16 protein-coding genes are annotated in these 25,199 nt (G+C 69.2%); 5 read left to right on the top strand and 11 right to left on the bottom strand.

Features of this window, described 5'->3' with window-relative positions:
* Positions 1 to 121 precede the first annotated feature (121 nt).
* The 3 genes from VZQ01_RS38685 to VZQ01_RS38675 form a co-directional block, all read right to left on the bottom strand.
* Positions 122 to 1,351: a cytochrome P450 gene (locus VZQ01_RS38685; RefSeq protein ID WP_426746127.1), complete on the bottom strand. Its 1,230-nt coding sequence runs from the start codon at positions 1,349 to 1,351 to the stop codon at positions 122 to 124.
* Positions 1,352 to 1,462: 111 nt separating this feature from the next.
* Complete coding sequence (locus tag VZQ01_RS38680; protein ID WP_426746126.1) at positions 1,463 to 2,947, bottom strand: hypothetical protein; 1,485 nt, start codon at positions 2,945 to 2,947, stop codon at positions 1,463 to 1,465.
* 29 nt (positions 2,948 to 2,976) lie between these two features.
* Positions 2,977 to 3,879 carry a TIGR02996 domain-containing protein gene (locus tag VZQ01_RS38675; RefSeq protein ID WP_426746124.1) on the bottom strand — a complete coding sequence of 301 codons (903 nt, stop codon included), beginning with the start codon at positions 3,877 to 3,879 and terminating at the stop codon, positions 2,977 to 2,979.
* 397 nt (positions 3,880 to 4,276) lie between these two features.
* Here VZQ01_RS38675 and VZQ01_RS38670 point away from each other — a divergent pair, with 397 nt between their 5' ends.
* The gene (locus VZQ01_RS38670) at positions 4,277 to 5,581 is read left to right on the top strand and encodes a hypothetical protein (RefSeq protein WP_426746123.1); all 1,305 of its coding nucleotides are present in this window, start codon (positions 4,277 to 4,279) and stop codon (positions 5,579 to 5,581) included.
* Positions 5,582 to 5,665: 84 nt separating this feature from the next.
* On the top strand, positions 5,666 to 7,123 hold the full coding sequence (locus VZQ01_RS38665) for an ELWxxDGT repeat protein (RefSeq protein ID WP_426746121.1): 1,458 nt from the start codon (positions 5,666 to 5,668) through the stop codon (positions 7,121 to 7,123).
* Positions 7,124 to 7,676: 553 nt separating this feature from the next.
* On the opposite strand, the gene VZQ01_RS38660 is transcribed toward VZQ01_RS38665, so the two are convergent.
* Positions 7,677 to 9,044 carry an SH3 domain-containing protein gene (locus tag VZQ01_RS38660; RefSeq protein WP_426746120.1) on the bottom strand — a complete coding sequence of 456 codons (1,368 nt, stop codon included), beginning with the start codon at positions 9,042 to 9,044 and terminating at the stop codon, positions 7,677 to 7,679.
* Between the two features lie 237 nt (positions 9,045 to 9,281).
* Positions 9,282 to 10,289: a cation diffusion facilitator family transporter gene (locus tag VZQ01_RS38655; protein WP_223747307.1), complete on the bottom strand. Its 1,008-nt coding sequence runs from the start codon at positions 10,287 to 10,289 to the stop codon at positions 9,282 to 9,284.
* A 107-nt stretch (positions 10,290 to 10,396) separates the two neighbouring features.
* On the opposite strand from VZQ01_RS38655, the gene VZQ01_RS38650 reads away from it, so the two are divergent.
* From VZQ01_RS38650 to typA, 3 genes are all read left to right on the top strand, one after another.
* Complete coding sequence (locus VZQ01_RS38650) at positions 10,397 to 11,980, top strand: sigma 54-interacting transcriptional regulator (RefSeq protein ID WP_223747306.1); 1,584 nt, start codon at positions 10,397 to 10,399, stop codon at positions 11,978 to 11,980.
* Entirely contained in the window at positions 11,977 to 12,915 is a 939-nt protein-coding gene (locus VZQ01_RS38645) for an alpha/beta fold hydrolase (RefSeq protein WP_223747305.1), read from the top strand. The genes VZQ01_RS38650 and VZQ01_RS38645 overlap by 4 nt, the downstream gene beginning before the upstream one ends.
* A gap of 205 nt (positions 12,916 to 13,120) precedes the next feature.
* Positions 13,121 to 14,968, top strand: coding sequence for a translational GTPase TypA (typA, locus tag VZQ01_RS38640; RefSeq protein WP_223747304.1), 1,848 nt, complete (start codon positions 13,121 to 13,123; stop codon positions 14,966 to 14,968).
* Between the two features lie 181 nt (positions 14,969 to 15,149).
* Here the strand turns inward: typA and VZQ01_RS38635 are convergent, their stop codons facing one another.
* From VZQ01_RS38635 to VZQ01_RS38610, 6 genes are all read right to left on the bottom strand, one after another.
* The gene (locus VZQ01_RS38635) at positions 15,150 to 16,481 is read right to left on the bottom strand and encodes a hypothetical protein (RefSeq protein ID WP_426746119.1); all 1,332 of its coding nucleotides are present in this window, start codon (positions 16,479 to 16,481) and stop codon (positions 15,150 to 15,152) included.
* A 53-nt stretch (positions 16,482 to 16,534) separates the two neighbouring features.
* Positions 16,535 to 17,137, bottom strand: coding sequence for an adventurous gliding motility protein CglE (cglE, locus tag VZQ01_RS38630; protein WP_141323891.1), 603 nt, complete (start codon positions 17,135 to 17,137; stop codon positions 16,535 to 16,537).
* A 170-nt stretch (positions 17,138 to 17,307) separates the two neighbouring features.
* Positions 17,308 to 19,389, bottom strand: a complete 2,082-nt coding sequence (locus VZQ01_RS38625; RefSeq protein ID WP_223747301.1) for a TonB family protein — start codon at positions 19,387 to 19,389, stop codon at positions 17,308 to 17,310.
* 50 nt (positions 19,390 to 19,439) lie between these two features.
* Positions 19,440 to 19,724, bottom strand: a complete 285-nt coding sequence (locus VZQ01_RS38620; RefSeq protein ID WP_063789782.1) for a hypothetical protein — start codon at positions 19,722 to 19,724, stop codon at positions 19,440 to 19,442.
* A gap of 181 nt (positions 19,725 to 19,905) precedes the next feature.
* On the bottom strand, positions 19,906 to 21,423 hold the full coding sequence (locus VZQ01_RS38615; RefSeq protein ID WP_223747300.1) for a tetratricopeptide repeat protein: 1,518 nt from the start codon (positions 21,421 to 21,423) through the stop codon (positions 19,906 to 19,908).
* Positions 21,420 to 25,073 carry a tetratricopeptide repeat protein gene (locus tag VZQ01_RS38610; protein WP_426746118.1) on the bottom strand — a complete coding sequence of 1,218 codons (3,654 nt, stop codon included), beginning with the start codon at positions 25,071 to 25,073 and terminating at the stop codon, positions 21,420 to 21,422. Before VZQ01_RS38610 ends, VZQ01_RS38615 begins: the two co-directional genes overlap by 4 nt.
* Between the last annotated feature and the right edge of the window lie 126 nt (positions 25,074 to 25,199).

The raw sequence follows: 25,199 nt of genomic DNA, 5'->3' as shown, positions 1-25,199 counted from the left end.
GGCCCTGGGCCCCACCCACCCCGCCTTCCCTCGCGGCCCGCGCTTCGTCCGACCACTGGAACTGGTCTCCCCTCCCCTTCCAGGCTCCCCAGGGTGACGAGACTGGCGGACAGGTCCTGGGTCACGCGAGGCGCGCCGGCAGGGGCTGTCCCGTCGCGGGAGCAAAGACCTCGACGGGAAGCGTGACCGGCCCACGGACGATGAGGGAGGTCGTCCAGTCGATGTGCTCCGTGCGGAGCTCCAGCCGCTCCACCCGGGAGACGAGCTCCTCCAGGGCGACGCGCGCCTCCATCCGCGAGAGCATGGCCCCCAGACAGTAGTGGGCCCCATGTCCGAAGGAGAGGCGCGGCGGGCCCTCCCGCTCCAGGATGAACCGGTCGCCGTCCGGAAAATACTTCTCGTCGCGGGCGGCGGAGGCCAGCGACACCAGGACCAGGGCCCCCTGGGGCAGCTCCACTCCGGCCAGCGTCACGTCCTGGGTGCACAGGCGCAGCGTGGACATCACGCTGGGCTCGTAGCGCAGGGTCTCCTCGACGAAGCGAGGGATGAGAGTGGGGTCTTTGCGCAGGCGGAGCAGCAGCTCCGGATGTTGGAAGAACACCCGCGCGCATTGGCTGAGCAGGTTGACGGTGGTCTCCAGCCCCGCGACGAGCAGCAGGAAGAGGAAGCTCATCAACTCGTGATGGGTCAGCGCCACCCCGTCCATCCGCGCCCGGAGCAGGTCGCTGACCATGTCATCCCGCGGAGCGCTCCGCCGCTCGTCCAGCACGCCTTGGAAATACCGCTCCATCTCATCGAGGGTGCGGTGCTGGCGCTCCATCCCCACTGCGCCCTCCGGCTGGACTCCATTCATGGTGACGAGGACATGGGTCCAGCGCATGAAGTGTTGCTGCAACGAGGCATCCAGCCCGAGGAGCCAGCCCATCACGGTCGCGGGAATGGGCATGGCGAAGGCGTCCACGAAGTCCACGTGCTTCTTGTCCATCATGTCGGCCACGTGCCGCCGGGCGACCCCGCGCAGGCGGGCCTCCAACTGTGCCAGCGCCGCGGGAGTGAAGGCACGGCTGATGAGCGCGCGCAGTCGCCCGTGCTGGGGCGGATCCAGGAAGAGGAGCGAGTCGGCGAAGGGGTTGACGCGCTGGAGCCACGGCGGCTGCGCGGTCAATCGCAGCCCCTGGGACGAGAAGAGGCTCGCGGACTTGAGCACCTGCTGCGCCTCGTCGTAGCGGGTGACGAGCCACATGCCACCGGGGTCCACCTGGACGACGGGGCCACGGCGTCGCAGCTCCGCGAGATGAGCGTGAGGCGACTCCAGGTATTCGCGGGACAGGAGATCGAGTCGGGTGTCCATGGGCGTGGGACCTCCACCTGGAGATGGTAGGGATTGCCAGACATTGCTCAAGCGAGCGCGGGAGGGCAGTCCGCCACCGGACAGATGAATTGTCCTTGGGCCCAGCGGGCCTCACCCCCACTCGACGTGAGCGTAGGCCTCCGTGGCCTGCTTCAGGTCCTGCATCTGCCAGGGCTTGAGCCTGCGCTCGCAGCGCACGCGAAGCCCTCGCGTCCCGAATCCTTCCGCCGCGCGAAGGACGTCCACGAAACGGCCGACGGCCTCTTCGCTCACCAGCGTCGCCTCGATGGGCACCTGCTCCGCGGGCCGCACCGTCAGCCGCCATGCGGCCTGCCTGTCGGCATCCAGGCGCTCCAGCTTCCTCACCAGGGACGAGCTGGCGCAGTGGCGCAGGCCCACCGGGTCCGCGTCGCGGAGCTCCAGCCACGACAAGCTCGGCAGCAGCGCCAGCTTCTCGAACGTCTTCGACCAGCCAACCCCAGGCCCGGCGACCAGATGGGCCCCGTGCCCTCCACACTCACACAACTCCAGCCTGCTCACGGAAGGATGGAGGTCCAGGTCGTGCGCCGCCGCGAAAGCCATCCGACGAATCCGTCGGACACCGCGCAGGTGCGCATGCATGAACCACTCCCTGTCGAAACCTCCGCCCCAATCAATCTCCCGCACCGTGCTCCACGCGACGCCCGGCTCGGGCCAGGGCGGTTGAAGGGTGGCTCTCCCACCCAGTTGGACAGCCACTGGGAACCCTCGCTCGAAACGCGTCGTGCCCGGCATGACGAGCAGCCCCAGAGGCTCCTCCCAGCTCGTTCGATGCGCCGCGAGCAGCGCGTCGACCCGGGCCTCATCGGGAGCGGGCGAGCATTGCAGCACGATGAACTCGCCCCAGGGGTCTCCAAGGGCCACCAGCTCGTCGGCCATCACCAGCCGCGCGGCATCGTCGTCGAGCTGGGCGTAGACCTGGGGCAGCCACTGCTCCCGGATGCTCGCGCGGCGCCGCTCATGGTCCCCTCTCGCGTCGAGCGCGTTGCGCACGTCCCGCAGCACGGCCTCGGCGCGCGCACCCAGGACCGGAGGCACCCACTCACGCCCCATCCGGATGATGAAGGCGAGCCGACCGGCGGATTCGTTGTCCGGCGCCAGTCTGGCTTGCAGCGCCTGGAGCGGCGCGATGTCGAAGGGCGGGCCCACGTGCTTGAGCGCCAGACACAGCTTCGTCAGGTTCAGCGGAACCTGGAACTCGGGCCGCCCGGCCAGGCTCACCAGCGCGGGCCCGAGCTGCGGGTTCGGGGACATCCGCAGGACCTGGTCGAGGTAGAACATCTCCAGTGTCGAGGACCGCCTTGTCTCCGACACGAGGGTCGACGCCATGGCTCTGGGAGTGACCTCCCGCGTCCCGTCCGGCGACGGCTTCTCGTTGCCCTCCGCGTCGAGACGACTCGCGACCAGGCGCTGCTCGACCTCCTCACACAGCTTGACCAGCGCCGGTGAGCGACACACCCGCCAGGCGGCCAACAGGGCGCCGAGCGCCTCGTCTTCGTCGTACCGGGCAAAGGACTCCGCGGCGCGCTCCAGGTGACCCAACACGCTGTCTTCCACACCACCACTCTACCGCGACGTGGACACGCTCACATCCATTCCACGTGGGAGAACCCAGACGCGGCCCGGCGCAGGCGCTCGACGCGCTCGGCATCGAGGCTGTGCTCCCGGCGCACCCGCAGGCCCCGGGACCCGAACCCCTCCGCCGCGCGCAGGACCCGCTCGAAATCATCGATGGCCCGCTCGCTCATGAGCGTCGCCTCGATGGGCACCTCCGCGCCCGGCCTCACCGTGAGCGACCAACGTCCCTGCCCGACGATGTCGATGCGCGCCAGCTTCGTCGCCAGCCTGGATCCCGCGCACAGGCTCACATCGTCCAGGTGCGCGTCACGCAGCTCCAGCCACGACAGGCTCGGCAGCAGGGCCAGCCTGTCGAACACATCCGCCGCCACGGGCGTGCCGCGCACCTGGGGCACGACAGGCCCACACAGCTCCAGTCGAGTGACGCCAGGCGGCTGCCCCATCAACCGGGCCCAGAACAGCTCCACGCTCCGCATCCTTGTCACGCCCCAAAGATGCGGATGCGCGAGCCACTGTCCATGGACCACCGACCATGCGACGCCCGCCCAGTCGAGCTCCCGCACCGAACACCAGGCCGGTCCTGGCTCGGGGGGAATCCGGCGCGCCGCCTCTCCCGACATCCGCACCGCCACGGGCAAGCCCCGCTCGAAGCGCGTCGTCCCGGGCTCGACGAGCCCACCCAGGGGCAGCTCCCAGCTCCGGACGTGCTTCGCGAGCAACGCGTCGATGCGCGTCGGGTCCGGAGCGGCGGAGCACTGGAGCACGATGAACTCGCCCAGGGGGTCGCCCACCTCCAGCAACTGGTCCGCCATCACCAGCCGCGTGGATTCGTCCTCGGGGTTCGCATGGACGCGGGGCAACCACTGATCCAGGATGCGGGCGCTCCGCGACACGTCATGGGCCTCGCTCACGTCGCCAGCATATCGAAACCCTACGGCACCAAGCAGATGCCACGGTAGAAGCCGCGCAGCCGCATGAAGCCGAAGCTGTGCCCGCACACGCGGGGGCGGCAGGTTCATCCGCAGGAGACACTGACTCGATTCCGCGGCAGCCGAGGGTGTCCATCCGCGAGCGGTGTCCGGAATGCTCGATGCGGCGACTCCGACCAGCCGCTCGGCTACCTGTCCCTCCCGCTCGGCTGAAGCGAGTCCCTCGCACGTCGCCGCGAGCACAGGCGGAACCAGGTCGAGGCATCGGTTGAAGGGGATGCCCCGTCGCTGAAATTCATCCTTGTTGCCCTCCCCCGGGCGGATGGCCCGAGGCGCCGCACGGCCCCCACCTTCGCGGAGTCACGGAACGGGAGGGCCCATGCGACGCACGTGGACGATGGTCCTGGGGAGCGCAATCCTGGCGGGTGCACTTCCTGCGGGATGTGGACCCGTTCGGGAGGAAGGGGAGACGACGATTCGAGAGAAGCCGAGCGCGGTAGAGGAGTCCCCTCTCGCGAACAGGCATGCGCCGAACAAGGCGTTCCAGGCGGCGCCGCTGGCCCGCGGTGGTGCGGCGGTCGCCTCGGGTGGTGGCAAATACCTCGCGGTCTGGGGAGACATTCGCCAGGGAGGCATCTACGGCACCCGGGTGGCGCGGGACGGCACCGTGCTGGACCCCGAAGGCATCCGCATCAACGTGGGGACGACGAGGGGCCGCGCCCCCGCCATCGCCTTTGATGGCACCCACTTCTTCGTCGTCTGGGAGACGGGCAGTGGCATCGAAGGCATCCGCGTCGGGACGAACGGTACAGTGAAGGGGAAGGTCTTCTCCGTCATCAGCTCGGGTGAGACCTTCGGCCCCGTCCGCATCGCGTGCTCCCCCCAGGCCTGCCTGGTGACCTTCACGGTCATCGGCACGGATGAGTCCGTCATCCATTTCAAGCGGGTGAGCCGTGAGGGCGTCGTCCAGCCCTCTCCGGACGAGACCGTGAGCCAGGGGTTCGCCTTCGCCTTCGACAGCGCCGTCACCTGGAACCCCAGCACGCAGCAGTTCCTCGTCGTCTGGTCCGACGCCCGTGGTGACACGGAGGACGAGAACGACATCTACGGCAACAGGGTGAGCGAGAGCGGCATCATCCTCGACGGAACCGGGTTCGCCATCTCCACGTCTCCAGGGCTCCAGGTGACTCCGGACGTGGCGTGGACCGGGCGCAGGTTCCAGGTCGTCTGGTCCGACCTCGAGGGGATGGACGCCAACATCCGCGGTGCGCTCGTGCGCCGGGATGGCTCGGTCGAGACTCCCGCGGGCTTCGACGTCTCCGTGGCTCCAGGACAACAGCGGGACCCTCGGCTGGCCCACCACGGCTCGAAGTCCCTCGTCGTCTGGGATGACACGCGTGAAGGCTCGCACCGTGTCTGGGGGACGCGCCTCGGCGAGGATGGCTCGACGTGGGACCCAGCGGGCTTCCCTGTCTCGGGAAATGACACTTCACAGGCCTTCGGACCGGCGGTCGCCTACGGAGGCAACCGCTTCCTCGCGATATACGGCGCGGGGGAGAGCTCGACGCCTGGCCTGCCCCGCTTCGTGCTGGGGACTCGGGTGGGCCACGATGCCGAGATCGAGGATTCGCCCGCCCTGCCGCTCACCCTCGAGCCAAGGCCCGGCACGAGGAAGCTTCCATGACGAGTAGCCCGGCGCCGACAGCGAGCGCCGTCGATGCCATTCATCTCGATACACGGGTTGGACTCCAGAACAGGACAGCGAGCCATGATGAAGCCCTTGGGTGCCCTTCTCCTCCCGTTGGGCCTGCTGGTGGGCTGCGCGCCGTCGATGGCCGACGAGGCCGAGCCATCCAGTGAGAGCCTGGAGGTGGCGGCGCTCAGCCGTCGTGAGTGGGCGCCCTGTGGCTTCACGCCCCGCAGGCTGAGGAATCTCGGCTCGGCGCGCGTCTACGCCTACGACCTCGTCCACGGGGATGGCGTTCTCTTCTTCGCCGCGAGCGATGGCGTCCATGGCACCGAGCTCTGGATGAGCAGCGGTACCGAGGGCGCGGGCACGGTGATGGTGCGAGACATCGCGCGAGGGCTGGAGAGCTCGGGGCCCACGGAGCTCACGATGGTGGGGGACCGGCTCTTCTTCGTCGCGGATGACGACGTGCGAGGCCGCGCCTTGTGGACGAGCGATGGCACCGAGGCGGGCACCGTCCTGGTGAAGCGGGTGCTCCCCATCGACGCAAGCTTCGGTGAGGGCCAGACGTTGGTCGCCTACAAGAACCGGCTCTACTTCTCCTCGGTCGTTCCAGATGGCACGGATGGGTACGAGTTGTGGACGAGCGATGGCACCGAGGCGGGCACCTATCGCGTGAAGGACATCGCTCCCGGACAGGCGAGCTCCTTCCCGCGCCGTTTCATCGTCCACGACGGATCTCTCTTCTTCGTCATCAGCATGGGGGATGAGAACTGGCTGGTACGCAGCGACGGCGGAACAAGCATCATTCCGATGCTCAAGGTCCACGACGGCACGCTCACGGAGGACGCGCTCATCTTTCGCATGAAGTCGGTAGGCAGGAAGCTCTTCTTCCTGGTGGACCTCAACGACGGCGGGGCTCACCTCTACGTCACCGAGGGCACGGCTTCGAGCACGCGCAACCTCCGCTTCTTCCCAGGGAGAGTTCCCCACGACCTGGTGGCGCTTCACGGCAAGCTATACTTCAGCGCGGGCTCGGGCCTGCCCGAGGGTGAGGAGCTCTGGGTCAGCGACGGCACGACAGAGGGCACGCGGCGGGTGAAAGACGTGCGCCCGGGTGCAGTTGGGTCGGAGCCCACCGCCCTGGCGGTCGCCGGAGGGAGGCTGTATTTCGCCGCGGATGATGGCACGCACGGGCGCGAGTTGTGGATGAGCGACGGCACGGCCTCCGGCACGAGGCTGTTCAAGGACATCGTGCCCGGAGCCCAGGGGGCCGCTCCCGCGAGCGTGACGGCCCTTCAGGACTGGCTGTTCTTCAGCGCGACGACGCCAGGACGTGGGGCCAAACCCTGGGTGAGTGACGGCACGGCCTCTGGCACGCGGGCGCTCGACGAGGTCGCGCCAGGCCCGGCCTCCTCCTCCCCCCGCGACTTCATCCGCTCTGGCTGGGACGTGTTCTTCACCGCGGAGCAAAGCACCGGGCGCGAGTTGCATGCCCTGCCCTTCCGTCCCGACGCCCGCTGCACGAAGAAGCGCTAGCGCGAGGTAGCCCGCGCGCGCTCCCCTCGGTCCGAGTGGCAGACAGCCACAGCCACGTCGCGACGGGTGTGCCTGACCGAGCTTCGCTCGCCGCGTCGGGAGCGCTTGAGGCACGCACACAAGGAAGGTGGGTTCCTGTGGCGACACGGAGCGGAGCGCATCGCTCCTGCTCCGCGCGGCGCAGGCCCCGCTCCAGTGCCTCCACACAGGCGGCGTCCTGGGCGAGCACCTCGGCCACGAGGGCTGGCTGAGCCCATAGCAGCGCGCGCCACTTCGAGCGGCGCAGCGCGCTCACCAGCCGCGCGTAGCTGGAGGAGGCCGACTCGATGGACTCGCTCCCTCCTTCCAGCTGGCGGCGCAGTTCGTCGACGTTCGAGGCGGGACTCCGCATTTCTTGAGCACGCTCGACCATGGCGGACTCAACGTACGCAATCCCTTGCGTGCACTTCCAGGGGTGCCAGGAGAATGCGCGCCTGCCGTGTGGACGCGAGGCGTCTATCGACGCGGTCGCTGTTGGCAGTGTGACCTGGCGTCCCGGGTGTGTCGTCTGCGTTCAGCGGCAGCTCGGGTTGCCGCGCCTCGGCTTGTAGCTGGAGGAAGGGGTCTTCACGTCCTCCAGCACTTCGTTCCAGTCGAGTGTCTGGGTCTCGGCCAGGGTGGCTTCGTGCGGCGTGGTCTCGCGGTACTGGCGCACCCCCTCCACGCCCTCCGGAGGCCCGATGGGCTCGCCCACGCCGAGCTGCTTCGTCTCGCGGGTGAAGGCCAGCTTCAGCGTGTCCCTGTCGAGCGTCCAGGTGCCGTGCTTCTTGTAGTCGTCGACGAGGAACTCGAGCACCACGCGGCCGTCTGGGCAGAAGTGGTAGGTGTCCAGTGTGCTGGCGTACTCGTTCTCGAGGATGAGTCCCGCGGCGTCGGGTCGCCAGTCTCCGCTCGCGGTGGGCTTCGGCATCGCCGAGCGCAGGCGGTGCTGCAGGGTGGAGAGCTGGGCGCGCTTGTCGGGCACCGGGGCCTTCTTCAGTGCGGACAGCGCACCGGCTCGGGCCCAGCCGAGCAGCCGCGTCTCCGACTGGATGAGATACCACGTACCGTCCGTGGCCAGCAGGGTGACGGTGCTGCCCGCGCGCAGCTTCGCCACGGGCTCCGCGTCGTCCTGGCGCGTGCGCAGGAGCGGGAAGGAGGTGGCGACCTTCGATCTGGCGCCCGAGGCGTAGAGCTCTGGCAACACGACGATGGCCCCGAGCATCGCGCCGTCGTCGACGCTCACCTTCTTCCGGAGCTCCCGGGCGGAAACCCAGCCGAGCGCGTCTTCGGACTTGCGCGCGAGTCCCGCGAGGTACCAGCCGCCATCACGGTCCGCGAAGTCTGGTTTGAAGGCGTGCAGCGAGAGGGCATTCTCGGGGCCGGCCAGGGTGACGACGTCCTTGCTGCCGGGCGTCTGCTGGAGCGACACCCACCCTGGAGGCGGGAGGTCGCGGCCCACGGCGTAGAGTTCCTGCGGCACCTCGGTGAAGCCCGGCTGCTTCGCGTCGTAGAGGTATTTGTCGCGGCGAGCCCAGCCGTCGGACATGGGGACGTCGCACAGGAGGATGCCATTGCCGGAGGCGCTCGGTACTCCGGGAGGCAGCGGCACTTCCCGGAGCGCCGTGCCCTCCTGGCGGAAGAGGCGGAAGCGTGACTCGCCGTGGACGAGCACCTCGCGCTGCTTGTCGCTGCTGTCGAGGTCCAACACGGTGACGCCGCACACTCCGGGCAGTTCGCCTTCGGTGACGGCAGTGCCCACGGTGAGCCGGAAGGCGCCGGGCTTCGCTACTTCGAGCGTGAGGTGCTCGCGTGTGCCGTCACCATCCAGGTCCACGTCGGCCTTGTTCGTGGGTGAAGCAGTGAGCACGGCGGCGAGCACGAGGGCGCCTGCGTTGAGCATGCGGCGACTCTGATGCATTGCCGCCGCGACAGGCAAGGCAGCGACTGCGCTGACGCGGGGTGAGGCACTCCGGGGTGGTCAGTGCCTCGTCGTCCATCCTGACGGCCAATGCCACCTCTTGCGGTGACACCCCTACGCCGCTCTATCGCGCTGGCAATTCCCAGCACGCGCCAGACCGTACCCATCCGGTCTGTCATGATATTCGGTTGACTTCGCGCTCGTACGCGCCGACCGCCCTCAGTGCACCTCACCCAGATGGGCGTAGCTCTCGCTCTCGATCTGGATGGTGGTGTGGTCGATGCCGAACTTGTCGTACAGGTCGTGCTTCACGGCCGAGAGAATCTCGTCGTTGTTGCAGACCATCGGGTCCAGCACCACCAGGTGCGCGGACAGCGCGTACACGCCGCTGGAGATCGTCCACACGTGCAGGTCGTGCACCGCCGTGACGCCCGGCACACGCAGCATCAGCTCGCGCACCTGCGGCATGTCCACGTGCGAGGGCACCGCCTCCATCAGCACGTCCACCGCGTCCCGCACCAGCCGCACCGCGCCCACCACGATGACCACCGAGATGACCGCGGAGATGATGGGGTCCACCACGAACCACCCCGTCAACGCCATGATGCCCGCGCCAATCAACACGCCCACCGAGGACAACGTGTCCCCCAGCACGTGAAGGAACGCGCCACGGACGTTCATCGAGTGTGTGCGATGCAAAAACCCCAACGCCCCCAGGTTCGCCACCAGACCCACCGTGGCCACCAACGCCATCGGCTTCACGTCCACCGGCTGCGGCGAGTGGAAGCGCTCCCAGGCCTCGTAGAGAATGAACCCGGTGATGCCCAGCAGCAGCACGCCGTTGAGCAGCGCGCTCAGGATCTCCATCCGGTAGTAGCCGTACGTCTTCTTCACGTCCGCCGGCTTGCCCGCGAACCACAGCGCCACCAGGCTCAGGGCCAGCGCGGACACGTCCGTCAACATGTGACCCGCGTCCGACATGAGGGCCAACGAGTGCGTCAGCCAGCCCCCCACCGCCTCCGCCAACGCGATGGTCGCCGTCAGCACCAGCGCGAAGATGAGCCGCCGACGGTCCTTGCGCCGCTCCTCCGCCAGGCCCCCCCGCTTGGGACCGTGCCCATGGCCGTGCCCATGCCCATGGTGGTGATGCCCATGGCCGTGGTCATGCCCGTGGTCGTGGTCATGCCCATGCCCCGCCCCGCCGCGTGTGTGAGTGGAGGTAGTCACGGGAGAGAGAAGTGAGGATACAGCCGGGTCCTGGGGTAAGAGAGGGGAGAAACGCGATTCCGACGGCCCGGTCCCTCCCCGGAGCGCGGGGCCGGACGGAGGTAGGGATGGACTTCGAGAAGCACCAGAGCCTGCACACCATCATCATGCTGAGAGATGTCATCCGCAAGTGGTGGCAGATGGAGCTCTCCTTCGCGGATCGCCACGGCGTGGTGCACGAGTGGCAGCGGGGGGACATCTCCCCGCCTCCCAACCCGTTCTGTCGCATCGCCCTGTTCTCGAGGGAGGGCCTGCGCCGCTGCAGCCAGTCCGTGCGCGTGCTCCACGAGAAGTTCCGCGGGAACAAGAAGCTGCGCCGCTCGCTCTTCCACGACTGCCACCTCAACTTCAGCATCGTGGGCGCCCCGCTCTACGTCGACAACGAGTACGCCGGCTGCCTCTTCGTCGAGGGCTTCTCCCGCCAGATGCTCAACGCGCGTGAGGTGGAGGTGCTGCGCTCACGCCTGCTCCAGTTCGCCCCGCCCTTCTCCGACCTGGATCGCGCCGATGAGCGCGTCCCCGTGCTCGACGGCGCGGAGCTGGCGAAGCTGTCCGACCTGCTCGAGTTCGCCGCGCTGGAGATCGCCAACCACGAGTCGGAGCTCGCCCGGCGCGAGGAGCAGCTGCCCCCGCCATCCCCCGAGGTCCAGGAGCGCTACCGGTTCGAGAAGATCATCGGCCGCTCCGGGCCGATGATGGAGGTCTTCCGGTTGATGGAGAAGGTGGCCAACTCCGACTCCACCGTGCTCATCAACGGCGAGTCGGGCACCGGCAAGGAGCTGGTCGCGCGCGCCATCCACCACAACGGCCCGCGCAAGGACCAGCCCTTCGTGGTGCAGAACTGCTCGGCCTTCAACGACAACCTGCTGGAGAGCGCCCTCTTCGGCCACACGCGCGGCGCCTTCACCGGCGCGCTGCGCGACAAGAAGGGCCTGTTCGAGGTCGCCGACGGCGGCACCTTCTTCCTCGACGAGGTGGGCGACATGTCCCCCGCCCTCCAGGTGAAGCTCCTGCGCGTGCTCCAGGAGGGCACCTTCCTCCCCGTGGGCGGCACGCACCACAAGGAGGTCAACGTCCGCGTCGTGGCCGCCACGCACAAGGACCTGGGCGAGCTGGTCAAGCGCGGCGAGTTCCGCGAGGACCTCTACTACCGCATCAACGTCATCCGCGTGCAGCTGCCCCCGCTGCGCGAGCGCCGCGATGACCTGCCCGTCCTCATCGACCACTTCCTGCGCAAGCACCACCGCGAGGGCCAGCGCACGCGAGGCCTGTCCCCGGAGGCGCTCGCCATCCTGGGCGCCTACGCGTGGCCGGGGAACATCCGCGAGCTGGAGAATGAGATCGAGCGGCTGCTCGTGCTCGGCGGAGACCTGGAGATGCTCCCCGCGGAGCTGCTCTCCAGCCGCATCCGCGACGCGGTGGTGCCTGGCGGTGGCCCCTTCATCCCGCCGCGCGCGCACGGCCGGCTGCACGAGGCGGTGGAGGCGCTGGAGCGGGAGATGATCCACCAGGGCCTCTTGCGCACGCGCAACAACAAGAGCCGGCTGGCGCGCGAGCTGGGCATCAGCCGCTCCAACCTCATCCTGAAGATCGCCCGCTACGGGCTGGACCGGGGCCTGCCCGAGGACGAAGAGGCCGAGGTGGAGGCATGAAGGCGGAGGCCGTCTACTTCCACCAGGACTACCTGCGCGTCCCCGACGGCGCCGACCTGTACTACCAGGTCACCGGCGACGGAGAGCCGGGCGTGGTGCTGTGCGACGGCCTGGGCTGTGACGGGTTCGCCTGGAAGTACCTGGCCCCGTACCTGTCGCGCCGCCACCGCGTGCTGCGCTGGCACTACCGCGGGCACGGCCGCTCGGGCATCCCCGAGGACCGCGAGCGCATCGGCATGCTCTACACCTGCGACGACCTGCAGCGGGTGATGGACGCGGCCGGGATGGAGAAGGCCGTGCTCTTCGGCCACTCCATGGGCGTGCAGGTGGCCCTGGAGTTCCACCGCCGCTACGCCAGCCGCGTCGCGGGGCTGGTGCTCATCTGCGGCAGCTACGGCAACCCGCTCGACACCTTCCATGACTCCAACGTGCTCAAGAAGCTCTTCCCGTCCCTGCGCCGGGTGGTGGAGCGCTTCCCCGAGCAGTCCGCGCGCCTCATCCACGCGGCCCTGCGCACGGAGCTGGCGGTGCAGCTGGCCATCTCCCTGGAGATGAACCGCGAGCGCATCGCCCGGAACGACCTGGCCCCCTACTTCGAGCACCTGGCCCGCATGGACCCGGTGGTGTTCGTGCGCACGCTGGACTCGCTGTCCGAGCACAGCGCGTGGGACCACCTGCTCCACGTGGACGTGCCCTCGCTCGTGGTGGCCGGAGGCCGGGACAAGTTCACCCCGGGGTGGCTGTCGCGGAAGATGGCCTCCCGCATCCCCGAGGCCGAGCTGGTCCTCATCCCCGACGGCACCCACACCGCCCCCCTGGAGGCCCCGGGGCTGGTCGAGGTCCGCGTCGAGCGCTTCCTCCGGGAGCGGCTGGGCGGGCCCTCCGCTGGCCGTCCCCTCGCCGCGTCCGTCCGGGCCCCCACCACGGGTTCTTGAGAGTGACGACGGGGTGACAAGGCCCCCCTGGGAGCCCCTGTCGGGAGGGGTGTGCCGGCCGTCCAGTCGCCCGGGGGCCGTCCGCGCTCATTGCAGGGGACGCACTCACGGCATATAAGCCCCCGCCTTCCGGGTTCCGGTGGGGTTCGGGAGACCTGTCTTTCTCGGGGCATCCCCCCCGCCCTTTCACCTCAGTTCGGTTCGTATGATTCCTCGCGAAAACATCCGTAACGTCGCCATCGTCGCCCACGTTGACCATGGCAAGACCACGCTCGTCGATCACCTGCTGCGGCAGGCGGGCACCTTCCGTAGCAACGAGCACGTCGCCGAACGGGTGATGGACTCCAACGACCTCGAGCGCGAGAAGGGCATCACCATTCTCGCGAAGAACACCGCGGTCTCCTACAAGGGCATGCAGATCAACATCATCGACACCCCGGGTCACGCCGACTTCGGTGGTGAGGTGGAGCGTGGTCTGCGCCTGGTCGATGGCGTCATCCTGCTGGTGGACGCCGCCGAAGGTCCCCTGCCCCAGACGCGCTTCGTGCTCAGCAAGGCGCTGGCGATGGGCCTGAAGACGGTGCTGGTCATCAACAAGATCGACCGTCAGGACGCCCGCGCCCCCGAGGTGCTGGACCAGGTCTACTCGCTCTACATCGACCTGGGCGCGGACGATAAGCAGCTCGAGATGCCCGTGCTGTACACGATTGCCCGTCAGGGGCAGGCGTCCACGAAGCTCGACGTCCCGGGCACGACGCTGGAGCCGCTGTACGACGCCATCATCAACCACATCCCGCCCCCGCCGGCCTCCCAGGAGACGACGCCGCAGCTGCTCGTGGCCAACCTGGACTACGACGACTATGTCGGCCGTCTCGCGGTGGGCCGCGTGCAGGCAGGTCGCTTCACGCCCAACATGCCCATCTCCGTCGTTCGCGAGGGGGGCAAGGTCGAGCCTGGCAAGATCGTCAAGCTGTACGGCTTCTCGGGCCTCAAGCGCGTCGAAATCCAGGACGCCGGCCCGGGTGAGATCGTCTCCATCGCGGGCATCGAGGACGTGTCCATCGGCGACACGTTCGGCGACCCGGAGAAGCCCGTGGCGCTGCCGCGCATCACCGTGGACGAGCCCACGATGATGATGATCTTCAAGGTCAACGACGGACCGCTGGCCGGCAAGGAAGGCAAGTTCGTCACGTCGCGCAACCTGCGCGAGCGCCTGTACCGCGAGGCCTACCGCAACGTGGCCGTGCGCGTGGAGGACACCGCGACGCCGGACGCGTTCCGCGTGGTGGGCCGCGGCGAGCTCGCGCTGGCCGTCATCATCGAGAACATGCGCCGTGAGGGTTACGAGCTGACGGCCTCCAACCCGGAGCCCATCACCAAGACCGTGGACGGCGTGCTGCACGAGCCCATGGAGCTGGTGTTCTGCGACGTGCCGGAGACGAGCGTCGGCTCGGTGACGGAGCGCATGGGCACGCGCAAGGGCCGCATGACGGACATGGGGCAGCTGGGCTCGGGGCGCACCCGCCTCCAGTTCCGCATCCCCGCGCGTGGCCTCATCGGCTTCCGCTCGGAGTTCCTCACGATCACGCGCGGTGAGGGCATCATGAGCAGCCAGTTCGACGGCTTCGAGCCGTGGTTCGGCTACATCGCGAAGCGCCAGAACGGCGCCATGGTCTCCGACCGCCTGGGCGACACGGTGCCGTACGCGCTGTTCAGCATCCAGGAGCGCGGTCAGCTCTTCGTGGGCGCGGGCACCACCGTGTACGAGGGGATGATCATCGGCGAGCACTCGCACCCGTCCGAGCTGAACGTGAACTGCTGCCGCGAGAAGAAGCTCACCAACATCCGCGCCGCCGGCCGCGACGAGAACGTCATCCTCGTCCCGCCGCGCGAGATGGGGCTGGAGAAGGCCCTGGAGTGGATCGCCGACGACGAGCTCGTCGAGGTGACGCCCAAGTCCGTGCGCATGCGCAAGAAGGCCCTCTCCGTGGGCGAGCGCTACCGCGCCGAGCGCGACCGCAAGCGCGAGGACCGCGCGGCCGAGGCCGAGTAGTCGCGCTGAGTTGATTTGATGCACGAGGGCCCGTTCCTTCCTGGGAGCGGGCCCTTCGTGTTTCCAGGGGCGGGCCTTCCGCCTCGAGGGGCATCGCCGGCCGCGGGCTCCGGGTGGCTTCCTGGTCCACGGCTTCGACCCACGAGGCACCGGGTCTCGCGGGGCCCGGCTGGCCTGCTTCTCAGTCGGACGTGGCGCTGCACGAGGCATCCATGCCCGAAGGCGTCACCGGCTCGAGGTCCGGTGGGCCCAGCGAGGCCAACGTGCGGCGCACCACCGTCCAGGACTCGCCGGGGCCCAGCTCGCCCGAGGCGAAGGCTCGCTCGGGTGCGTCCTCGACCACCGCGAGCTCCTCCGCGTCCACGTAGAGCGGCGCGCCCCAGTGGAAGCCGGGTCTCGGCGGGAGGTGCCACGTGGCGCCATCGGAGAGGCGCGTGAGGACCAGCGTCCCTTGCGGCTCGCCTCTGCGTGTCTCCAGATGCAGCGCGTGACCTCCGCCCACGACGGCGGAGACCTCCGTGAGGAAGTCCTGCCGCGAGGCGCGCAGACGCCTCGGGCGCAGGTCCTCCGCGTGGTGCGCCAGCGGAGAGGTCATCAGGTCCATGCGCGTGAAGGCGTGGCGCTCGGCGTCGTAGCCGTGGCCCTCGAACCAGACCAGGTGCTCGCCATCCGTCCGGGGACAGGCCGCGCCGCCGCCCATCGAGGGCACCACGAGCGGTTGCGCGGGCTCCCCTTCCCTCCAGGACCACAGCGACGCGCGGCCCTCGTCCAACGCGCTGAAGAGCAGCGCGTCGCCGCCCACGGTCAGGTGCGCCGTCACGGTCCGGTCCGGCGCGCTCCATGCCTCCACGGGCCCGCCGTCGCCCTCCCAACGCGCGCTCCAGACCCGGCGACGCGTGGGGGTGCTCGCCATCCATCCAGGCCCCAGGACGGCCTCCAGGGGGCTCGCGCCCTCGGGCCGGGGCCACACCCGGACCGAAGCGCCCGCGCCCTCGAACAACACGCCGATGAGGCTTCGCGGACGCGTGCGCCCGTCGACGGCGTTGCCCTCGAACAGCGCCTGGTCCGTGCGCAGGTCCCGCAGCCGCAAGTCGCAGCCCTTCGCCCCATCGAGCACGCGGGCGAGGAACAGGACCTGCCCCAGCGAGAGGTTCTCGATTCTCAGCTCCAGCGCGGAGTCACGAACCTGGGAGTAGCCCAGCATCCGCGTCCCATCGCGAGCCGCGCCGAAGAGCGCGAAGTACCGGTGCCCCGAGCCCGGGTCCGGTGCCAGCTCCTGACAGCCCTCGCCACATGGCCGCCACGACGACGCGGGATGATGTTGGGGGCGCGGGTCCACCTCCAGGCCCTCACAGCCCGGGGACACCGGCAGGGACACGGGGAGCGGTCCTCCAGGCCGGGAGGGCGCGATGCGCGAGGACAGTCCCCACAGGACGCCCAGCACCCCGCACATCGACAACAGCACGAGCCCCCGCGTCGGCCAGCGCGGAGGCAGGGACCTTCCAGGGGACATGCCGGGACAACGACGGCCCCGGCGTTTCTTCCCGTGAAGCCCTCAGCCCACGCTCAGAACGTGTACTTCACCTTCGGGAAGATGGCGAAGGACGTGATGTTGGGGCCGATGACGTAGCGCGCCAGCAGGTCCGCGCCGACGGTGAAGTGGTCCATGCCCGTGGCGTACTCCAGCCCCACGCCCACGCCCGCGTTGGGCGAGCTGACGGCGCGGCCCGGATCGTTCTCGTCGGGGTCCACCGGCGCCGGGTCCATGCGCGTGTAGCCCGCGACCAGCTTGGGCGTCAGGTACAGCCGGTTCATCAGCGGCACGTGGTACGCGGCCGACACGTCCAGGAACTGCATGGTGAAGTTGTCGGACAGCGAGCACGTCTCGGTGCCCGGCAGGTAGCCCGCGAAGCAGTTCTGCGCGGACGAGCCCATGCCGAAGTGCGCGCCCAGGGAGATGCGCTCCGTCAGGTCGTAGCCGATGCCGAGCTGCAGATAGGTCTGAGCGTTCGAGTACGCGTTCTCACCGCCCACGGTGAAGAACACGCCGACGTTGGTGTCGGTGTAGAAGCCGCGGCGCGGCTGGAACTCCACTCCCTCCGGCGGCGTGGCCGCGAGGGCCGGAGACGACAGCAAGGCGAGCGCGGCAACGAGCTGGGACTTCTTCACGGGTCCTCCCCACGCGGTGCCCCTCCGGTCCAACCGGAAGTGGCGACGGACGTTAATGACGCCCCCCTCGTTCCGGCAATGAGGGGCGGGAATGAAAATGGCGTGGACCGTTCCGTCCACGCCACTTGGAGGGACGGCGGAGCGCCGTCCCGGGCTTTACACCCGCGTGACTACCCCTCGCCCTCGGAGCCCGCCGGCGAGAACATCCACGGGTACGTCACCGCCACCACGCCGCCGCCCTTGGGCTCCGGGAACTTCCAGCGACGGATGCGGGAGATCATGCACTGCTCCGCGCGGGAGTTGCCCAGCGTCGACTCGGAGACCGTCGCGTCGGAGACCATGCCAGCCGGGTCGATGGTGAAGGCCACCGCCACCTTGCCCGCGAGGCTCGGGTCCTTGTTCAGCTCCGACTCGTAGCAGTACTTGATCTCGTTCTGGTGGCGCCGGATGACCTTGGCGATGACGTCCTTGTCCAGGCCGCCCACCACCGTCGTCTTGCCGGGGATGACCTTGGTGATGGACTTGCCACGGCCGCCCAGGTCGATGCCGCCCGAGCCTCCCGCGCCGCGTCCCTCACCCTTGGTGCCCAGGCCGCCGATGCCCATGGCCGTGCCGCCACCGCCGGTGCCGGAGCCACGCGAACCCAGGCCCCCCACGCCCTGGGCGTCACCCATCGCCGCGCCGCCCTTGAGGCCGCCCAGCGCGTTGTTGAGGCCGGTGCCGAAGCCGCCGGGGCCGAACACGTCCGAGGCCCCGCCCTTCAGGCCCTTGAACGCGCCGAGCAGACCGACCTTGCCCACCACCTGGCGGTCCTTCTCCTTCTTCGTCTTGTCCACCACGGGCGTGCCGGGCTTGGACGGCGCGGCCTCGGCCTGCTTGGCCTCCTCCTTGCCAAACTTGCCCTCCTCGTCCTTCGCCTTCGCGCCCTCCTCCACGCCGGACAGCTGGAGCTTCTTCTGCTCGAGCTTCTTCTCCGGGGTGATGAGGAACTTCGCGACGCGCTGCTGGGACTCGAAGATGTCGTTCGCCGGCGCCTGCTCCGAGCGGGGCGTGAGCGCCATGGCCGCCACCACCGCCGCGCCCGCGAGCAGGCAGATGCTGACGATCTTGAAGAACGTGTAGTCGGCCTCCGCCAACGAGGTGGCGGCGATGGCCGGCGACGGCTTCACGTACCGGGCGACGAAGGCCACCGTGCCGAACGACACCTCGACGCGGTCATGCAGGCCCAGCTTGAAGACCTGCTCCTTGTCCTCGGGCGTGCCCGTGAGCAGCCCCGCGGCGCGCAGCGTGTCCTTCGACTTCACGTTGCCGCGCTCGGTGACGATGACGCCCGTGCCCTGCGGCGCGTGAACCTCCAGCACGTCACCGCGGCTGATGACCAGCTCGTGGCGCTTGCCCACCGTCGGCGCGAAGACGTGGAAGAAGTTCTTCTTGCCCTCGCCGATGGTGACGGGGACGCCGTCCTTGAAGTGCTGCACCTGCAACAGGGTGTCGCCCCACAGCATGGACACCTGGAGCACCTTCTCCCGCGCCGTGGGCATGGCCTCCGGCGGGAGCTGCTCCTGCAGGTGAGGCAGCACCGCGCGACGCGGGGCCGCCGCGACGGGAGGCGTGTCCACCCGGGGCGTGGGCCGCGCTTCCTCGCGCGCCATGGGCGGCGGAGGCGGAGGTCCCACGCGGTTGAGGCCGGGCGGAGCCACGCGCTCGGTGCGCAGGCCGCCGACGTTCGCCGAGGGAGCAGGACGCGGATTCGTGAAGACGAAGCCGCCTCGCGTGTTGCCGCCCGCCGCCGACGGAGGAGTGACCACCTCCGGCACCGTCCGGTTCACGGGCGGCGGAGTGGGCGTCCGCTGCGTCACTGAGCCCTGGAACGAGCCCTGGAAGCGCGGTCCCGCCACCTTCGCGCCCGCGGGTGCGAGACGCTCGGGTTCGTCGGAGCCTCCGAAGAGGACCTCCACCCGCGTGCCTCCCACGCGCAGCACATCCCCGGGTTTGAGCGCGGTGGGGATGACCAGCTTCTGGCCGCTCACCTCCGTGCCGCCCTCGCTGCCGAGGTCGATGGCCGTTACCGAACCATCCTTGTCCACCTTGAGCATCACGTGGAGATTGGAGACCCGCGGATCCTGAACCTTCACCGCCGCCTGGGCGCCCGACCCCACGATAACGCTCTCCGCCTCCGACACGGTTTCCACCGTGGAGCCATCAGGCCCCGTGATTCGAAGGGTCAAGCCGTTGTTCTTCGCCGCCGCCATGAAGTTCTTCCTTCTTCCCTTCCGCTCCCGAAAACGCCTGACCGCCGCCGCTAGAGGTTGTCGACGGACTTCTGTAGCTCCGGGTCGAAGTTCTCCCGGACCTTGATGAGACTCTGGAAGTCCGTCTTCTTGCGGTGGAGCACGTATGAGCCTTCCGGCTTCGTCAGCTCGCCCTCCACCGCGACATCGGTGAAGTCGATCACCGTCTTCTTCCGGAAGACCGTGCGGTCCTCCTCCTGGATGATCTTCACCGAGTCTTTTGACTGCTCCTGCGCCATCACCGCCGGCGCCGCGAGCAGGCCCATCATCGTCACCGTCGCTGCCAGTCGCCGCATCTCCAGACCTCCTCTTGCTTCCTCGGGTGTGACAGCGGGTTCCGAGTTGGGTACCCGCGACTCTTTGCACGAGGCGATCCACACCCAAGTCCCTGAATCCTATGGAACTCGCTCGCCGCCTTCCAAACCAGGGCCCGGAGGGAGGAAAAAACTTCCTCCCGGCCCTGTAGGGACTGCCGTCCTACGGAGCAGGCGCGGGCTTCGCGTCCTGCTGCGGCGGGGCCGTGGGCACGGGCGCGGGCGCCTGGGCGTCCGTTCCCTGCTGCACGGCGTTGGACGCGCCCGCGGGGGCCTGCTCGTCGGCGGGCGGCGTCGCTTCCGCGGCGTCGGTGCCCTCGGCGGGCGCGCCGTCGGCCGGTGCGCCTTCCGGAGCGTTCGCGTCCTGCGGCAGGCTGTTGAGCATGTTGCCCCCACCGCCGGTGGCCTCGTCCTTCTTGTCGCCCTCCGCGCCGGCCGTCGCGGCCTCGGGCGGCGGGGCCTTGAGCATGTTCGTGAGGCCCGTGACCTTGGCGGTGATCATCTGCCGGTCCTGTTCAGACGTGGACTCCAGCGTCTTGCAGCGGTCCAGGAAGCCGATGGCGCGCTCCCAGCCCGTGCGGTCGGAGGCATAGGCCCAGCCCGCGCCGCACACGGCCTCGGGCAGGTCCGCGCGGTTGGCGAGCACCTTCTCGAAGGTCTCCCCCGCGGCGATGCCCTTCTTCGGGTCCTTGCCCTTCTGGCCATCCAGCGCCCACGCCAGTGACAGGCGCGCCTCGGCGGAGTCGGGCTCCAGCTCCGTGGCGCGGGTGAAGGCCTTCTCGGCGCCCGCGTAGTCACGGTAGCTGAGCGCCAGCGCGCCCAGGTTCACGTAGGCCGGCGCGTACCGGTCATCGAGCGACACGGCCTTCTGGAACTGGGCCAGCGCGCGCGAGCGCTCATCCAGCTTCAGGTAGACCATGCCCAGCAGGTTGTAGAGCGACGGGTCCTTCTCCGCGTGCTTGCGCGCGGTGCCGACGAGCAGCTCCGCCTGCCGGTACTTCTCCCGCGCGTAGGCCACGTAGGCCAGGTTCTTGTACGCGCCGGGGTGGTCCTTGTTGCGCTCGAGCACGCGGCGCGCGGTGGCCTCGGACTCGTCCAGCTTGCCCAGGTGCCGGTACGTCGCGGACAGCCCGTTGAGCAGCGACGCGTCGTACGCGCGGCCCGGCGTCTTCAAGGCCTTCTCGAACAGCGCAATCGCGTCATCGCCCCGCTCCTGCGCGCGGTACACGCCCGCCAGGTTGACGACGGACGGCGTGTGGGCCGGGTCCAGCAGCAGGACCTTCTCGTAGGCGGTGCGCGCGTCGTCGACGCGGCCCTGCCGCTCGGCGATGACGCCCAGGTTGAACTGGGCGTTGAGCGTCTGCGGCGACATCACCAGCACCTTCTCGAAGCCCTGGCGCGCGGCGTCCAGGTCACCGGCCTCGTAGGACTTGATGGCCGCCGCGAACTGCTCGGCCATGGTGGACGTCTCCTTGGGCGCCGCGGGGGTCGCCTCCGGAGTCGTCGAGGGCGCGGCGGCCGTGGGCTTCTCCGGCAGCGCGCTGGTGGTGGTGGGCTTCGTCTGGGGGCCCGTCGCGCACGCGGCCGTGAAGGCCAGCGAGCCGACGACGAGCGAGCGGAACCATTTCATCGGCATCATTCCGGTGTGAGGCGTGAAGGCGTTCTTCGCGTCGCGGGTCATGGCCGCACCTCCTGGACCTGGGCGGTGGGTGCCTGCGTCCTGTCCTCCGGCAGGGGCGTCTTCGGCGCGCCCTCCACCGGCGGGAGCTGAATCGAGGGAGCGCCCGGCTCCGGCGTCACCGCGGGCGTGGCCGTCGCGCCCGAGGGGCCACCGGGCTCGCGCGCGAGCTCCGCCGCCGCGAGCGAGTCGTGCGTGCGGTAGCCCACCTTGCGCACCTGGGCGTAGGTGCCCGGGTGGTAGCGGTTGACCTGGTCCTGGGCGGCCAGCGTCCACGGGCTGTAGATGCCCAGCTCGTAGGCCTTCTCCAGCGCCTTCTCGAGCGCCTCGTTGGCCTTGTCCTCCAGGGGCAGCGCCAGGTTCTCCAGCTCCGAGCGGTACATGCCGAGCTGCTCCTCGTCGAGCCCCGTGGGGTCCGGCGAGTCCATGATGTTGCGCGCGAAGTCCGCGTACGCGAGGCCGATGCGCGTGAGCGCCGCGATGCCCCACTCACCCGAGCCCGTGGAGAGCACCGCGAGGTACTCCTTCTCCACGCGCTGGATCTCCCGCTGCTTGGCCGTCAAATCCCGTCGGATGGTGGCGACGCGCGAGAAGCGGATGTCCGTGTAGCGCTTCCACGCCGGCTCCAGCGCCAGGAAGCGCGCGTGGGCGTAGGCGTTGAGCGCCGCGTCCTCCTTGCGCGTGGCCTCGGGCAGCCGGCCCCAGGCGCGCACCAGCTCCGTCTGCACGCGCTCCTGCTCGCGGACGTTCTTGAGCTGCTGCCACGCGAGCAGCTCGTGGTAGCGCGCCAGGTACAGCTGCGAGGGCGTGGCGCGCGAGTCGCGGCCATAGCCGTCCGCGAAGGCGCCGAACGCGCGGGCCGCCTCGCTCCACTTGCGCTCCTTCTCCCAGACGAGCGCCGCGGAGTACGCCACCTGCGGCACGTCCTTGCGGTCGCGGAAGCGCGCGACGTAGGCGTTGTAGGCCGCCACGGCCTTCTGGGCCTCGCCGGCGCTCTCCCACCACACGCCCGCGTTGAACTGGGCATCCGCCACCCACGCGCCCGCCTCGGCCACCAGCGCCTTGCGCTCGGCGGCCTTCTGCGAGCGGCGCGAGTCCGCGTCCTCCTCCGCGCCCGGCGTGTCCCCCTTCTTCGCCACCGTCTTCGCGCGAGCGTCCTTGCCCTTCTTGCCCTCCGCATCGCCCGCCTTCAGCGCGGCGTCGTAGCTGGAGAGGAAGGACTCGGCCAGGGTCGCGGCCTTGCGGTAGTCGGCGACCTTCTCGTAGAGGCCCGCCAGCGTGTAGCGCGCCTTGAGCTCGAAGGGGCTGCGCGGGTACTCGGCCAGCACGCGCTCGCCCGCCTCGATGCCGCGGTCCAGCTCCCCCGCCTCCTGGGCGATGGACATGGCGTAGGTGAGGGCGCGGTCCGCGTTCTCCGACTTGGGGAACTCCTTGACGTACTTGAGGAACTCCTCGGCGGCCTTCTTCGGGTTCTTCTCCTGCTTGTAGACGACCTCGTCCACCCACTTGTAGTGGCTGCCCTCCACCACGCGGGCGACGCGGGCGGCGAACTCGGAGCCGGGCTTGGACAGCTTCTTGTTCTCGAGGAACTTGCGCGACAGCGTGGCCAGCTCCAGCCACTCCTGGCGGCTCTCCAGCACGTACATCGTCAGGTCCGCGGCGTCGCGCGAGCGGCGCTCCTCCGGGAACTTCTCGATGATTTCTCCGAAGCGCCGCGCCGCGTCCACGAAGTGGCTGCGGTCGTAGAGGATGACGGCGGCCTGGTAGCGCAGGTCGATTTCATCCTGCGTGCCCGGGTAGAGCTTCACGTAGACGTCGCACGCGGAGACCAGCCGCTCCTCGAACTTCGTGAGCGCCTCCTCCTGCTTCTCCTTCGCGTCGCGCTTGACGATCTTCTGGCGGGCGACGTCGCCCTTGTCCTTCTTCTCGTCGACCTTCTGGCCGTCCTTGAGGTCGCTCTTGGCCAGCTGGCCCCGTTCAATCTTCACCAGCTTGTCGTAGGCGAGGATGGCGTTGAACGCGGCGCTCTTGCGGTAGCTCTCGTTGGAGACCTCGCGCGCCGAGTCGCGGTCCGGAATCTGGAAGGCGACCACGGCGTCGTACTCGGCCGCGGCGGCCTGCCACTCCTCGAGCGCCCAGAGGATCTCCGCGTAGAAGAAGCGCAGGTTGAAGGCGGAGTCCGCCACGAACTCCGGGTTCGCGTTCGACGCGAAGGCGTCCACGTACTGCTTGTAGATGTCGCGCGCGAGCCGGTAGGTCTCCACCTGGCGCGTCTTCTGCGCCTCCTGGTGGTACTCCGTCACCATCACCCGCATCGCCTCTTCGGTGACGTTGAAGGCGTTGCGCAGCACGGGGGCCTTGCCCTCGTTGGACTTCCACCACTCGCCGCCCGGGCTGTAGAGGTCCACCATCCGCTTCATCTCCTTGCGGACCTGCTGGCGGTTCCTCAAGCCCTCGAAGGCGCGGACGATGGCCTGCTGGTACTCCGGCGCGTTGGCGCCCATGGGCTCGTCATCCACCAGCGTGCGGTACAGGAGGATGGCGCTGTCGAAGTGTCCCGCGTCCACCAGGCCCGCGGCCGTCTTCGCGAGCAGCCGTCCCTGGCGCTTCGCCGGCGCCTTCTCGCGGAAGTACGCGATGGCCTGCTTGGGCTGGTCCAGCTGGACGTAGAAGACCGTCAGGTCGTTGAGCGCCTCGGTGCGCAGGTCGCCAAGCTCAGGCTGCTTCGCGGCGTAGTCCACCACCTCGTGCAGCTTGGCCAGGCCCGCGTCGTAGTCGCCGGTGTTGTAGTCACACCAGGACAGCTTGTAGACGGCGTACGCGTAGATCTTCGGGACGCCGGAGTCGCGGGCCTTCTCGTAGTTGGCCTTGGCGGGGATGAGCTTGTTGGACTCGAAGTAGTGGTTGCCGAGCTGGATGTACGCGTCCGGCACGAACTGCGAGCGCGGGAACTCCTTGATGAGCTCCTCGTAGCGGGCCACGGCGTCGTCGCGGCGGCCCAGCTCGTAGAGGTTGTAGCCCATGGAGAAGAGGACCTCGTCGCGCTGCGGGTACTGCGGGTAGCCGCGCAGGATGTCCTCGTAGATGCCCATCGTCTCGGTGCGGTAGCGCTCGCTGTCGCGATGGTCCTGCTTGGGCGGCTCCGCCTTCTCGCCGCGAGCCACGGCCGCGTCGTACTTCTTCTCCTCCGCCAGGAAGCGGTCCATCTCCAGCTGGTAGAGGTACTTGGACTTCTCCCAGTACAGCTCCGACAGGCGGTAGAGCATCTCCGCCTTCTGCTGGTTGCCGTCCTGCAGCTTGGGGATGAGGCGCTTGAAGGCCTCAATCGCCTCGTCGCGCTTCTTGTCCGCCAGCGCGTTCTTTCGCGAGTCCGCGATGCGCGGGATGTCCGCGAACTTGGCCGTCGCGGGCTTCACGCGCGCGGGGCCCCGCCGCACGTCCTCGGGCGCGACGCCGGGCGGAGGCTGAGCTTTCTCCTCGGCCTTCTTCGCCTGGGCGCCCTTCCTGCCCTTGTCCGCCCCTGGATTCTTCGACGCCGAAGCCGCGGGCTTCTTCGCCGCCTTGCGCGCCGGCGCTTCCGCCGCCTCCCCCACCCCGCTGGTGGCGAGCGCCACGCCCACCGCCAGCGCACCGAAACGAAGCACCACCTTCATGCGAGCTCCCGCCTGTGACGCCGCCCCGCCCCCCGAGCAGTCATTCACCCGGCGACGAGGGACGAACGAAAGTAGACGCGCCTACCCTGAATGAGAAGTGGTGTGGAACGGCTCTTGCGACGCAGG

This window comes from Myxococcus faecalis (assembly GCF_050039385.1).
GTDB lineage: Bacteria > Myxococcota > Myxococcia > Myxococcales > Myxococcaceae > Myxococcus > Myxococcus fulvus.
Note: the sequence above shows the minus strand (reverse complement) of the source record. Positions and strands in the feature narration are given on the sequence as shown.